The sequence below is a fragment of the Streptomyces boetiae genome (assembly GCF_031845405.1).
GTDB lineage: Bacteria > Actinomycetota > Actinomycetes > Streptomycetales > Streptomycetaceae > Streptomyces > Streptomyces boetiae.
The window spans coordinates 1-13459 of sequence record NZ_JAVREN010000023.1 but is presented as its reverse complement, the minus strand read 5'-3'; the positions used below and the strand labels follow the sequence as shown (position 1 = coordinate 13459).

Below are 13459 nucleotides of genomic sequence, written 5' to 3'. Positions count from 1 at the left end.
GGGGCGGGGATAGGCTCCGGTCATGGCCGTGCTGACCGACATCGTCCTCGCGCTCCACATCGTGGGCATCGGCGCCCTGCTGGGCGGGTTCCTGACCCAGACCAAGGCGATGAGCGCCGGAAACGCCCGGATGAGCCCGGCCATGCTGCACGGCGCGCTCACCATGCTCGTCACCGGCCTCGCCCTCGTCGGGCTCAACCAGGCCGACGACCAGGAGGTCAACAACCCCAAGATCGCCGTGAAGACCGCCGTGCTCGTGGTCATTCTGCTGCTGGTCTACCTGCGCCGCGACGACGAGCGCGTCCCCGCCCCCGTGTTCGGCACGGTCGGCCTCCTCACCACCGCGAACATCTTCCTCGCCACCGTCTGGTAGTCCCCCGGCTACCGCTGGGAGGTGCCCCCAGCCGCCGCCACCTCCCCCCACGGAGAACGGCCGCCGCACGCGGTCTGAACGGCGGCGGAAGAGTTCCCGGCGGCCCGGTGGCGCCCCCCGCCCCCGGGGTGTTTCCCCGGGGCGGACCGATCATAGGTTTGCGGTCATGAGCCGCCACCCTTCGCACGCGCCCCCGCGCCCGTCCCCGGCCGCACGCCCGGCCCGCACGCCCCTCGCCACCCTGGCGGCCTCCGCCACCTCCACCCCCCGGCGCGCGCTCGCCGCGAGCGCACTGGCCTGCCTGGTCTCCTTCGCCGCGTTCTGGATCGCCCAGCGCGCCGCCGGCGTGACCCTCATCGACCTCGACGTCTACCGCGCCGAGGGCTGGGCGGTGCGCACCGGCCGCGACCTTTACGACCTGCGCGTGGGCCGCTACGAGCTCCCGGCGACCTACCCGCCCTTCGCGGCCCTGCTGTTCATCCCCCTCACCTGGCCCGGCATCGAGGCCGCCCGCGCCCTGGTCACGGCCGGGAACCTCCTGCTGGTCATCGCCCTCGTCCACCTCTCGCTGCGCCTCATCGGCCGCCGCCCCCGCCGCGCCCCGCTGCTCGCCGCGAGCCTGGCCGTCGCGGCACTCGCCGTCTGGTGCGAGCCGGTGTGGACCACCCTGCGCTACGGCCAGATCAACCTGCTGCTGGCCGTTCTCGTCCTGTGGGACCTCACCCGCCGCCCCGGCCACCGCTGGGCCGGCGCCGGCACCGGCATCGCCGCCGGGATCAAGCTCACCCCGGCCCTCTTCGCCGTCTTCCTGGCCCTGGTCGGCGCCGCGGTGGCCGTCCGCCGCCTGCGCCGCGGCCTGCCCGCGTGGAACGACCACCTGCGCCGCGCCGCCGTGGCCGCCGCGGCGTTCGCCGGCTCCGTGCTGCTCGCCGCGCTGGCCGCGCCGCGCGCCTCCCGGCGGTTCTGGACCGAGGTGGTCTTCGAGCGCGACCGCGCCGGGGACGGCGAGTCCACCGCCAACCAGTCCCTGCGCGGCGTCCTGGCCCGCGCCCTGCACACCGGCGACCCCGGTCTGTGGTGGGCGCCCCCGGCCCTGCTCGTCGCCGCGGCCGGGCTCGCCGTGGCCGCCGCCGCCCTGCTCGCGGGCCGCCGCCTCCCGCACGCCCACGCCTGGGCCGCGGTCACCTGCGGCGTCACCGCGCTGCTGATCAGCCCCGTGTCCTGGTCCCACCACTGGGTCTGGGCCGTCCCGCTGGTGATGCTGCTGTCCGCCGAGGCCCTCGCGCGCCGGGACGCGCGCCCCGGGGCGAACGCCCCCACGCGCGCCGTCGCGAACGCCGGTGCACGCGCCGTCGCGAACGCCCGCCCCGTCGCCGTCGCGAACGCCCCCGCCGACGCGGGTCGCTGGGTGGCCGCCGCCGTCGGCGCGACGGTGGTGTTCTGCTCCTTCGCGCTGTGGTTCGTCCCGCACGACGGCAGCCGCCCGGAACTGCACCAGAACGCCGGCCAGATGGCGCTCTCCGCGATCTACCCGGCGGCCGGCCTGCTCTTCCTGGCCCTGGCCGCCACGGTCACGGCCCGCGCCTGGCTGCGCCACCCCCCGCCGCCCGTCACGGCGGCCCGCGCCCGCGTGCCACGCCAGGCACGGCGGTCCCTCACCGGCGCGGGAACGCGGAGCTGACCGGGAGCAGCCGGACTCAGCCCGGGCGCCGGGCGCTGTGGATCGGCATGACGTCGATGGCCTCGTACCGGATCACGGCGCCCGGCCTCGGCGCGTGGATCATGATCCCGTCGCCCACGTACATCCCGACGTGGCTGATGTCCGAGTAGAAGAAGACGAGGTCCCCGGGCTGGAGCTGGTCCAGCGGGACGGCGGCGCCGAAGTTCACCTGGTCCCAGGTGACGCGCGGGATCTCCACGCCCGCCGCCCGCCAGGCGGCCTGCGTCAGCCCGGAGCAGTCGTAGGAGTTGGGGCCCGTCCCGCCCCACACGTACGGCTTGCCGAGCTGGGCCTCGGCGAACGCGATCGCCTCCGCCGCCAGGCCCGTGGCGGACCCGCCGCCCGCGGGCGGGGCCACGTCCCCCGCCCCGCCGCCCGCCGCCTCGGCGGCCTCCTGCTGCTGCCGCGCGCGCTCCTCGGCCGCCCGGCGCGCCTCCTCGGCGGCCCGCTCCGCCTCCTCGCGCTCCAGGCGCTCCAGCTCCTCGAACTCCGCCTCCTCCTCGGCGGACAGCTCCTCCATCAGCACGCGGGCCTCGGCCAGCCGGCTCTGCACCGCCTCCTGCTGCTCCCGCAGCTCGGCCTCGCGCCGCTCCAGCTCGGCCAGGGCGTCCGCGGCCTCGCCGCGCTCCGCCTCGGTCTCCTCCTGCCGCTCGGTGAACTCCGCGACGGCCTGCCGCTGCGTCTCGGTCAGCCGGTCCAGCGCGTGGCTGGTCGCGAACAGGCTCTGCGGGTCGGGGGCCAGCAGCAGGGCCGCCGTCTCCGACAGGCCCCCGGCGCCCGCCCGGTACTGGGCCGCGGCGTAGGTGCCGAGCGTGCGGCGGGCCTCGTTCAGCTCCTCGGCCGCGCGCGTGGCCTCGTCCATCCGCTCCTCCGCGACCGCCTGCTGCTCCTCGGTGGCCTCCTGGGCGGCGTTGAAGTGCTGCGTCGCGGTGCCGGCCTCGCGGTAGAGCGCGTCCACCTGCTCGCGCACCTCGGCCGCGCGCTCCCGCGCGTCCCCCGCGCGCTCGCGCTGCTCCTCTATGGAGGGCGTGTCCTCGTCGTCGGCGTACGCCGCCTGCGTCAGCAGGGTGGCCGACAGCAGCGCCGCGGCGCCCACGCCGACAGCGCCCCGGCGCATGCCGGGGCGTTCGAGAATGCCGGTGCGCGGTTTGCGGTGGGTGCCCACTGCCGTGTCCCTTCGCTTCGCCTTCCCGTGCGCGGCCCACGCGGTGCCGCTGGTACCCGTGGGGCGCCGGGGCCGCCTGCCGCAGCACGCTAGCCACCCCCGGCCCGCTTTGGGAAGGCCAATGCGCGATCCGACCGAAACCATTTCGTGACCAACTGCCGTACAACCCCGGCCCAAACGGGCATCCCGGAAGGCCCTCGCGGCCCCGCCCGCGCCCCGCCGCCGGGCGTCCTAGACTCGGACCCACGATGAGCGGCCTCTTCGACGACAACGCGCTGGCGGGCTTCGGCCCCCTCCAGGACCCGCCCCCGGGCTCGGGCGAGGACTCCGGCGAGCCCTACGACGGCCCGGCCCACGGCGGCGAGCCCTACGATGCCCCCGCCCCCGAGGGCCCGCCCGACGAAGAGGCCCCCGACGACCTGTTCGCCGGCACCTTCGCCGAGCCCAAGGCCGCCGACGAGGACGCCTTTTACCGCAACGGCGCCCGCAAGCCCGTCATCGACCCCGCCGCCCTGCTGGCCGGGCTGAACGAGGAGCAGCGCGCCGCCGTCACCCACAGCGGATCGCCCCTGCTCATCGTCGCCGGCGCCGGCTCGGGCAAGACCCGCGTCCTCACCCACCGCATCGCGCACCTGCTGGCCGCCCGCTCCGTCCACCCGGGGCAGATCCTCGCGATCACCTTCACCAACAAGGCCGCCGGCGAGATGAAGGAACGCGTCACCGAGCTGGTCGGCCCGCGCGCGAACGCGATGTGGGTGATGACGTTCCACAGCGCCTGCGTGCGCATCCTGCGCCGCGAGAGCAAGCTGCTGGGCTTCACCTCCAGCTTCTCCATCTACGACGCCGCCGACGCCCGGCGCCTGATGGCCCTGGTCTGCCGCGACCTCGACCTGGACCCCAAGCGCTTCCCGCCCAAGTCCTTCTCCGCCAAGGTCTCCAACCTCAAGAACGAGCTGATCGACCCCGAGGATTTCGCGGCGCAGGCGACCGACGGCTATGAGAAGTCGCTGGCCGAGGCGTACGTCCTCTACCAGTCGCGGCTGCGCGAGGCCAACGCCCTGGACTTCGACGACATCATCATGACCACCGTCCACCTGCTGGACGCCTTCCCGGACGTGGCCGAGCACTACCGGCGCCGCTTCCGCCACGTGCTGGTCGACGAGTACCAGGACACGAACATCGCCCAGTACACCCTCATCCGCCAGCTCGTCGGCGAGCAGGACCCGGCCGAGCTGTGCGTGGTGGGCGACGCCGACCAGTCCATCTACGCCTTCCGCGGCGCGACGATCCGCAACATCCTCCAGTTCGAGCAGGACTACCCCCAGGCCACCACCCTGCTGCTGGAGCAGAACTACCGCTCCACCCAGACCATCCTCTCCGCCGCCAACGCCGTCATCGCGCGCAACGAGGACCGCCGCCCCAAGAACCTCTGGACCAACGAGGGCGCCGGCGCCCGCATCACCGGCTACGTCGCCGACACCGAGCACGACGAGGCCCAGTTCGTCGCGGACGAGATCGACCGCCTCTCCGACGCCGGCAGCGCCCGCCCCGGCGACGTGGCCGTCTTCTACCGCACCAACGCCCAGTCCCGCGTCTTCGAAGAGGTCTTCATCCGCGTCGGCCTGCCCTACAAGGTCGTCGGCGGCGTCCGCTTCTACGAGCGCCGCGAGGTCCGCGACGTCCTGGCCTACCTGCGCGTCCTGGCCAACCCCGAGGACACCGTGCCGCTGCGCCGCATCCTCAACGTCCCCAAGCGCGGCATCGGCGAGCGCGCCGAGGCGATGATCGAGGCCCTGGCCCTGCGCGAGCGGATCTCCTTCGCACAGGCCCTGCGGCGGGTGGACGAGGCGTACGGCATGGCCGCGCGTTCGGCCAACGCCGTCAAGCGGTTCAACGTCCTGCTGGAGGAGCTGCGTACGGTCGCGGAGTCGGGGGCCGGGCCGGCCACCGTGCTGGAGGCCGTCCTGGAGCAGACCGGGTACCTCGCGGAGCTCCAGTCCTCCAGCGACCCGCAGGACGAGACCCGGGTGGAGAACCTCCAGGAGCTGGCGGCCGTCGCCCTGGAGTTCGAACAGGAGCGCGGCGGCCCGGAGAACCCCGGCACGCTGGCCGACTTCCTGGAGCAGGTCGCGCTGGTCGCCGACTCCGACGAGATCCCCGACGACAACCAGGACGGAAGCGGCGAAGGGGGCGAAGGGAGCGGGGTGATCACGCTGATGACCCTCCACACGGCCAAGGGCCTGGAGTTCCCCGTGGTCTTCCTCACGGGCATGGAGGACGGCGTCTTCCCCCACATGCGCTCCCTGGGCAAGACCAAGGAGCTGGAGGAGGAGCGCCGCCTCGCCTACGTCGGCATCACCCGCGCCCGGCAGCGGCTCTACGTCACGCGCTCCGCCCTGCGCAGCGCCTGGGGCCAGCCGCAGCACAACCCGCCCTCCCGCTTCCTGGACGAGATCCCCGACGCGTACGTGGACTGGCGCCGCACCGGCATCACCGCTAAGTCCCCGGCCGCGCCGACCCCCGCCTCCGCCGCGGCGGTCGGCTCGCGCGGGACCCGCCGCGGCGCCGGCGGCTTCGCCACCGGGCGCCTGGGCGACCGGCCCGTGGTGGCCCTGGAGCCGGGGGACCGGGTCACCCACGACAGCTTCGGCATGGGCCGCGTGGTCGCGGTGCGCGGCGAGGGCGACCGGGCCGAGGCGACTATCGACTTCGGCGGCGAGAAGCCCAAGCGGCTGCTCCTGCGCTACGCCCCGGTGGAGAAGCTTTAATGATTACCCTGTAGTGTCGCCGCTATGTCACAGACCGGGGATAGGGCTTGTGGTACAGACCTCGGGGGCGATTAGCTGCGGGGAGCAACGTTCGTACTCCACGTCCTCGCGTCCCCGGAGTACGTACCATCTCCGCGATTCCCAGGGGGAACACACATGAGCCAGCCCTGGCAGCCTCAGCAGCCGAATCAGCCAGGCGGCTACGGCCAGCCCAACCCGTACGGACAGCAGCAGCCGCCGCAGGGCGCCCCCTACGGGCAGCCGCAGCCGGGCTACGGTTACCCGCAGCAGCCCCAGCCCTACGGCGCCCCCGGCGGGTACCCCGCCCCGGCCCCCGCTCCCCAGGGCAAGAACAACATCCCTCTGGGCATCATCCTCGCCCTGCTGATCTCGCTCGGCCTGGCCGTCGCCTACGGATACGCCATGGGCGCCACCGTGGACGTCGAGGAGTCGCTCCGGAACGGCACGGGCATCGAGTACCCGCAGTTCACCTTCGTCGCCTTCATCATCGGCGCGCTGGTCGCCCTGCCGATCGGCCGGCTCGCCCCCAAGGGCAACTGGGGCCTGTACATCGTCGGCGCGGTGCTGGCGTTCGGCTCGATCTTCCTCGGCGAGGTCTTCACCACCTCGGTGATCGCCGCCGAGTACAACTCGGTCGCCGCCGACATGGCGGCCCAGCAGAGCGGCATGACCGCCGAGCAGCTCGGGATCGAGGACAAGGGCGCCTTCGGCTTCTTCTTCGAGGACTTCGCCGACATGGTGGACGCCTGGTCCGAGACCGCCGAGGTCCTCAACTGGATCTTCCTCTTCGCCGCCCCGGCCGCGGCGCTCGCCGTCGCCTACCGCGTCGGCGCCTCCAAGCACTGACCCGCGCCCCGGCCCGGCAGGACCGGGCCGGGGGGAGCGGCCGGCCGGGGACCCGGCCGACGCGGAGACGGGGCAGCACGCACGCCCCCCAGGAGATACGCGGCACCACACACGGATGAAACGCCCCCGCGCCACGCGGCGCGGGGGCGCTTCCACGTCCCGGGGGCGGGCGTTCGGCCCTCAGGTGGGCTCAAGACCGTGGCTGCGCAGCCAGGTCAGGGGGTCGACGGGGGAGCCGCCGCCGGGCCTGACCTCGAAGTGGAGGTGGGGGCCGGTGGAGTTGCCGGAGTTGCCCGAGTAGGCGATCACCGTGCCGGCCTGGACCGAGCCGGAGGTGTAGACCGTGCTGTCCAGGTGCGTGTACCAGGTCTCGGTGCCGTCGGGGGCGGTGACGATCAGCATGTTGCCGTAGCTGGGGTGCCACTGGGTGGTGACCGTGCCGTCCGTGGCGGCCCGCACCGAGGTGCCGTAGCTGACGGGGAAGTCGATGCCTGTGTGGCTGGACATCCAGTTGATGCCGGACTGGCCGTAGTAGGCGCTGATCCCGTGCTGCTCGACGGGGAGGAAGAACTTGGGCCGGGCCGCCTCGATCCGGGCGGCCTCGGCGGCGGCGGCCCGGGCCTCGGCCTCCTGCTGCTCGGCCAGGTCGATCCGGCCCTGGGTGCGGCTGGCACGGTCGGCGTAGTCGTCGGCGGCCTGGGTGAGCCCGGCCAGCTGGGTGTCGAACCGCTCGTTGGCGGCCACGGGCTCGACCTCGGCCGGGTCGGGGGCGGCCACCGGCGCCGGCTCGTTCGCCGGGCCCCGGCCCGTCCCCGAGTCGGAGACCGTCGCGGCGGCGGCCACGGCCGTGACGCCGAGCACCGCGAGGGAGGGGGCCGCCACGCTCAGGAAGGCCGAGCGCCTGCGGGGCCGCCGGGCCGCCCTGCTGCGCCTGGCCGCGGCCCTGCGCCCGGGGGCGGGCGCGGAGGCGGGCTCCTCCTCCGCCTCCGCCGGCTCGGGCACCTCCGCGGCGTCCTCGACACCCTCCTGGACGCCGAACCTCTCGTGCGCGCCCTCCGGTTCAACGTCCGCGGCGGGCCCGTAGGGGTCGGCGGGGTCCGGATCGGGACCGGGGCCGTGGGCGGCCTCCGCCTCCCAGGGGAGGTCGGCCGCCGGCTGTCCGGGGCCCGCCTGCCAGGCCGGGTCCGCCCCGGCCTCCCAGGCCGCCTCCGGCTGCCAGGCCGTGGCCTCCTGTGGCGCGTAGCCCGCGCCCGTGCCGTACGCCGCCTCGTGCCCGTACCCGGGCTCGGCCGGTGCCCCGTAGGGGAACGCCCCCTGCCGGCCGCCGTCGCCGTGCGCGGCGGCGTGTCCCTCCTGCTGCCCGGGCCAGTAGCCCTGCGTGGGAACGCCGGGGTGGTAGGCGTGCGGGGTCTGCTCCGCGTGCGGATAACCCGGATAACCCGGATAACCGACGTGTTCCGCATAAGCGTTGGGGAATTCGGGAAGAGGGAGAGAGGAACCGTAGCCGGGGCCGAGGGGGTCGAGCGTGTCCTGTGCGGCGTAGTAGCCGATGCCGGAATAATCCGAATGCCCGGAGACTTCCGACAGGAGACGTTCGCTCACCGACAAGGCCCTTCGGCTCGACAACAGGAGCCGAGGTGGGGACCCGGCGGCTGTAGTTCGGCCGTGACTGTACCCGGCGGTGCACGACGGCGACAATCTTCAGCGGGCTGTTCGACGTTTTGTGAGTCCGTAAAACGGGCCATAGGCCGCTATTTGGCGAGGGGCCCCACGAGTGCCCCACGGCGCGTTCGATATCCGTTCGAATTCCGGTGCGTGCGGCCGTGTGATCTGCCCGGCGGAAGGTGCCCGCTTCGCCCCGCGTGAGCGATGCTGGGGGCATCGTCCGTTTCCCGGCAGCCCTTGGGAGGCAGCAGATGGGTGCGTCAGGCCCGATCCGTGTGGTGGTCGCCAAGCCCGGCCTCGACGGCCACGACCGGGGAGCGAAGGTCATCGCCCGCGCGCTGCGCGACGCCGGCATGGAGGTCATCTACACCGGCCTCCACCAGACCCCGGAGCAGATCGTCGACACGGCGATCCAGGAGGACGCCGACGCGATCGGCCTCTCCGTCCTCTCCGGCGCGCACAACACGCTCTTCGCCCGCGTCCTGGACCTGCTGCGCGAGCGCGACGCCGCGGACATCACGGTCTTCGGCGGCGGCATCATCCCCGAGTCCGACATCCCGCCCCTGAAGGCGGCGGGCGTGGCCGCGATCTTCACCCCCGGCGCCCCCACCGACGAGATCATCACCTGGGTCCGCGCCCACGCCCGCGCGTAACGCCCCGGCGGCCGTCGGGGGTCGCGGAGGCCCCCGGCGGGGGGCGCGCATTGTGACGGGATTCACCGCTCCGGTGTGACCCGCGATTTATGCGGCCTGAGCGGGCGCGGATACGCTCGACTCCGGACTTGCCGCGGGCACCGAGCGCTGCGCGGCCATGCGGCACGCCCACGCAGACACGACCGAAGAACGACCGACTGTAGGGACGGACGCGCGTGGACCTGTTCGAGTATCAGGCGAGGGACCTCTTCGCCAAGCATGGCGTACCGGTGCTGGCCGGCGAAGTGATCGACACCCCCGAGGCCGCCCGCGCGGCGGCCGAGCGGCTCGGCGGTCGCGCCGTCGTCAAGGCTCAGGTGAAGACCGGCGGTCGCGGCAAGGCCGGCGGCGTGAAGCTCGCCTCCGACCCCGAGGACGCGGTGGCCAAGGCCGGGGCGATCCTGGGCATGGACATCAAGGGGCACACGGTGCACCGCGTGATGCTGGCGCAGACCGCCGACATCGCCGAGGAGTACTACGTCTCCTTCCTCCTGGACCGCACCAACCGGACCTTCCTGGCCATGGCCTCCGTCGAGGGCGGCATGGACATCGAGGAGGTCGCCGCCACCAACCCCGACGCCCTGGCCAGGATCCCGGTGGACGCCGTGGACGGCGTGACCGCGGACAAGGCCCGCGAGATCGTGCAGGCCGCGCGCTTCCCCGCCGAGGTCGCCGACCAGGTCGCCGAGGTGCTCCAGCAGCTGTGGACCGTCTTCGTGGCCGAGGACGCCCTCCTGGTCGAGGTCAACCCGCTGGTGAAGACCAGCGACGGCCGGATCATCGCCCTGGACGGCAAGGTCACGCTGGACGCGAACGCCGAGTTCCGCCAGCCCGGCCACGCCGCCCTGGAGGACCGGGCCGCGGCCAACCCCCTGGAGGCCGCCGCCAAGGAGCGCGGCCTGAACTACGTGAAGCTGGACGGCGGCACCGTCGGCATCATCGGCAACGGCGCGGGCCTCGTGATGAGCACCCTGGACGTCGTCGCCTACGCCGGCGAGGCCCACGGCGGCGCCAAGCCCGCCAACTTCCTCGACATCGGCGGCGGCGCCTCAGCCGAGGTGATGGCCAACGGCCTGGAGATCATCCTGGGCGACCCGGACGTGAAGTCCGTGTTCGTGAACGTCTTCGGCGGCATCACCGCCTGCGACGCGGTCGCCAACGGCATCGTGCAGGCCCTGGAGCTGCTGAAGTCCAAGGGCGAGCAGGTCACCAAGCCGCTGGTCGTCCGCCTCGACGGCAACAACGCCGAGCTGGGCCGCAAGATCCTCACCGACGCCGACCACCCGCTGATCGAGCAGGTGGACACCATGGACGGCGCCGCCGACCGCGCCGCCGAGCTGGCCGCCAAGTAAAGGACAACCACACCACCATGGCTATCTTCCTCACCAAGGACAGCAAGGTCATCGTCCAGGGCATGACCGGCTCCGAAGGCCAGAAGCACACCCGGCGGATGCTCGCCTCGGGCACGAACATCGTCGGCGGCGTCAACCCGCGCAAGGCCGGCCAGAAGGTCGACTTCGACGGCACCGAGGTCCCGGTCTTCGGCGGCGTCAAGGAGGCCATCGAGGCCACCGGCGCGGACGTGACCGTGATCTTCGTCCCGGAGAAGTTCACCAAGGACGCGGTCATCGAGGCGATCGACGCCGAGATCCCGCTGGCCGTCGTGATCACCGAGGGCATCGCGGTCCACGACACCGCCTCCTTCTGGTCCTACGCGGGCAAGAAGAGCAACAAGACGCGCATCATCGGCCCGAACTGTCCCGGGCTGATCACCCCCGGCCAGTCGAACGCCGGCATCATCCCGGCCGACATCACCAAGCCGGGCCGCATCGGGCTGGTCTCCAAGTCCGGCACGCTGACCTACCAGATGATGTACGAGCTGCGCGACCTCGGCTTCAGCTCCTGCGTCGGCATCGGCGGCGACCCGATCATCGGGACCACCCACATCGACGCGCTCGCGGCCTTCGAGGCCGACCCCGACACCGACCTGATCGTGATGATCGGCGAGATCGGCGGCGACGCCGAGGAGCGCGCGGCGGACTTCATCAAGGCCAACGTCTCCAAGCCGGTCGTCGGCTACGTGGCCGGCTTCACCGCGCCCGAGGGCAAGACGATGGGCCACGCCGGCGCCATCGTCTCCGGCTCCTCCGGCACGGCGCAGGCCAAGAAGGAGGCCCTGGAGGCCGCCGGCGTCAAGGTCGGCAAGACCCCCTCCGAGACCGCGCGCCTGGCCCGCGAGCTCCTCGCGGCCTGACCGCCCCGGCGGCACACGCCCCGCTGACACCCCGGCCCGGGTGGCGCTCCGTGCGCCACCCGGGCCGTGTTGCCTCCGGGCCCTCGCGCGCTGGCGCGGCCCGGCCTCAGGAGTGGGCGAGGACGGCCGCCGTCAGGGCCGCCGCGGCCGTCACGGTCAGGGCCGCGGCGGCGAGGGTCCACAGGTGGGCCGTGCGCCGGCCCCAGCGGCGGACGACCGGGGCGGGCGGGGGGTGGAACGGCTGGCCGGCGGCGAACTCGGCCAGCACCTCGGGCAGCGGCTCCCCGGCCAGGCGCGGCAGGCGCGCTGCCAGCGCCGCGCGGGCGCGTTCCACCCGGCTCGCCGCGGCGCGCGTGCTCGACTCCGTCTCGGCCGCCGTCTCCGGCAGGCCCAGGCCCACGCCGTCGTGCAGCACCAGGCTGCGCCGATAGCAGCGCGGCAGGCTCAGCAGCGCCTCCAGCAGCACCCTGTCCTCCGGCGGAACGGCCCGCGGATCGCCGCCGCGGCGGCCCGGCACCAGGCCGTGCCAGGGCGAGAGCGCGTACTCGTGGACGGCCGCGCGCACCCACCCGGCCGGGTCGCGGTCCCCGGCCACCTCCGGCCAGCGCTGCCAGGCGAGGCCGAACGCGTGCCGCACCGAACGCTCGGCCAGGCGCCGGTGCCCGCACAGCAGGAACGCCTGCCGGGTCAGGGGCGCGGCGTGGCGGACGTACAGGTCGTCGAACGCCCCGACCGCGTCGGTCACGCCACGCATCCGCGGCGGTGTGTAAAGACGTACATACGGACATATTGAGCGACACAGCGGCGGAAACGGCGTTACGGCGCCGCCCGTGGCGTTCTTGGCAGCATGGCCGCGTGCGACTCCTGGTGCGAAACCGCGTCCGCCGGCTCCTGGAGGGGCTGCTGGCGGCCGTCCTCGGGCTCGGCACGCTGGCCGTGCTCGTGCTGCTCCTGTGGACGTTCTCGCCCCACGCCGACGGCGGCCTCACCGGCGCGCTGCGGCTGGCCGCCGACCTGTGGCTGCTCGCCCACGGCGCCGAGCTGCTGCGCCCCGGGCCGCCCGGCGCGCCGCCCGCCCCGGTCGGGGTGACCCCGCTGCTGCTGACCGCGCTGCCCTGCTGCCTGCTGCTGCGCGCCGTCCGCGTCGCCGGGGCCGAGCCCGGGCCGCCCGGCGGCACCCGGGGCGCGCTGTGGGTGGCCGGCGGCTACCTGCTCGGCGTGGCGGCGGCCGTCGCGTGGACCGCCTCCGCGCCGATCGCCGTGCGTCCCGCGCACGCGGCGCTGCACGTGCCGCCGTTCGTCCTGCTGGTCGCGGTGGCCGGGGCCTGGGCGACGGGCGGGGCGCCCGCGGCCCGGGGCCTGGCCCGGCGCCTGCCGCCCGGGGTGCGCCGGGCGCTGACCCGCCGCCGGCTGCGGGACGCGGTCCGCGTGGCGACGGCCGGGCTCCTCGCGTACTGCGTCGCCGGGGCCCTGCTCGCCGCCGGGGCGCTGCTGGTGCGGGTGCGGGCCGCGCAGGAGAGCTTCGGGGAGCTGGGGGGCGACGGCACCGGGCGGCTGGCCGTGCTGCTGCTGACCCTGACGCTGATGCCCAACGCGGCGCTGTGGGCGGTGAGTTACGGCCTCGGACCCGGCTTCGCGCTCGGGGCGGGGGCCGCGGCGGGGCCCCTGAGCGCGCCCGGCGGGGGCGTTCCCGGGCTGCCGCCGTTCCCGCTGTTCGCGGCGCTGCCCGCTCCGGGCCCGCCGGAGCACGCGTGGGCCTGGGCGGCGGCGGCCGTCGTGCCCGCCGCCGGGCTGGCGGCGGCCGTCCGGTGCGCGATCCGGGCGGCCGTCCCCGTCCCCCGGCAGCGGGCCGCCGCGGGGTGGGCCGGGACCGCGCTCACCGTGCTGCTGGCCGCCTGCCTCCTCGGCCTCGCGCTGGGGCTGCGGGCCGGGCTGGCGGGCGGGCCGCTGGGGAC

The 13459-nt window shown here is 74.4% G+C and carries 11 protein-coding genes; 8 read left to right on the top strand and 3 right to left on the bottom strand.

The window, feature by feature from the left end:
- The first annotated feature begins 22 nt into the window (after window positions 1-22).
- Complete coding sequence (locus tag RM780_RS16330) at window positions 23-373, top strand: hypothetical protein (RefSeq protein ID WP_311631463.1); 351 nt, start codon at window positions 23-25, stop codon at window positions 371-373.
- A 166-nt stretch (window positions 374-539) separates the two neighbouring features.
- Complete coding sequence (locus RM780_RS16325) at window positions 540-2054, top strand: glycosyltransferase 87 family protein (protein ID WP_311631462.1); 1515 nt, start codon at window positions 540-542, stop codon at window positions 2052-2054.
- Window positions 2055-2070: 16 nt separating this feature from the next.
- Here the strand turns inward: RM780_RS16325 and RM780_RS16320 are convergent, their stop codons facing one another.
- Window positions 2071-3258: a C40 family peptidase gene (locus tag RM780_RS16320; RefSeq protein ID WP_311631461.1), complete on the bottom strand. Its 1188-nt coding sequence runs from the start codon at window positions 3256-3258 to the stop codon at window positions 2071-2073.
- A 248-nt stretch (window positions 3259-3506) separates the two neighbouring features.
- Here RM780_RS16320 and pcrA point away from each other — a divergent pair, with 248 nt between their 5' ends.
- Together pcrA and RM780_RS16310 are read left to right on the top strand one after the other, a co-directional pair.
- Window positions 3507-6026, top strand: a complete 2520-nt coding sequence (gene pcrA, locus RM780_RS16315) for a DNA helicase PcrA (RefSeq protein WP_311631460.1) — start codon at window positions 3507-3509, stop codon at window positions 6024-6026.
- Between the two features lie 156 nt (window positions 6027-6182).
- Window positions 6183-6893: a hypothetical protein gene (locus RM780_RS16310; protein ID WP_311631459.1), complete on the top strand. Its 711-nt coding sequence runs from the start codon at window positions 6183-6185 to the stop codon at window positions 6891-6893.
- A 180-nt stretch (window positions 6894-7073) separates the two neighbouring features.
- On the opposite strand, the gene RM780_RS16305 is transcribed toward RM780_RS16310, so the two are convergent.
- Window positions 7074-8495, bottom strand: coding sequence for a M23 family metallopeptidase (locus RM780_RS16305; RefSeq protein ID WP_311631458.1), 1422 nt, complete (start codon window positions 8493-8495; stop codon window positions 7074-7076).
- A gap of 314 nt (window positions 8496-8809) precedes the next feature.
- Between RM780_RS16305 and RM780_RS16300 the strand changes: the two genes are divergently transcribed.
- The 3 genes from RM780_RS16300 to sucD all read left to right on the top strand — a co-directional run bounded on the left by RM780_RS16300 (window position 8810) and on the right by sucD (window position 11504).
- Window positions 8810-9211, top strand: coding sequence for a cobalamin B12-binding domain-containing protein (locus tag RM780_RS16300; protein WP_311631457.1), 402 nt, complete (start codon window positions 8810-8812; stop codon window positions 9209-9211).
- 215 nt (window positions 9212-9426) lie between these two features.
- Window positions 9427-10602 (top strand): ADP-forming succinate--CoA ligase subunit beta, encoded by a 1176-nt coding sequence (gene sucC, locus RM780_RS16295; RefSeq protein WP_311631456.1) that lies wholly within the window; start codon window positions 9427-9429, stop codon window positions 10600-10602.
- Window positions 10603-10619: 17 nt separating this feature from the next.
- Window positions 10620-11504: a succinate--CoA ligase subunit alpha gene (gene sucD / locus RM780_RS16290; RefSeq protein WP_311631455.1), complete on the top strand. Its 885-nt coding sequence runs from the start codon at window positions 10620-10622 to the stop codon at window positions 11502-11504.
- A 106-nt stretch (window positions 11505-11610) separates the two neighbouring features.
- Here the strand turns inward: sucD and RM780_RS16285 are convergent, their stop codons facing one another.
- Window positions 11611-12249 carry a sigma factor-like helix-turn-helix DNA-binding protein gene (locus RM780_RS16285; RefSeq protein WP_311631454.1) on the bottom strand — a complete coding sequence of 213 codons (639 nt, stop codon included), beginning with the start codon at window positions 12247-12249 and terminating at the stop codon, window positions 11611-11613.
- A 110-nt stretch (window positions 12250-12359) separates the two neighbouring features.
- Between RM780_RS16285 and RM780_RS16280 the strand changes: the two genes are divergently transcribed.
- Window positions 12360-13459 (top strand): cell division protein PerM (locus RM780_RS16280; RefSeq protein ID WP_311631453.1); only part of this gene is annotated, 1100 nt, incomplete at its 3' end.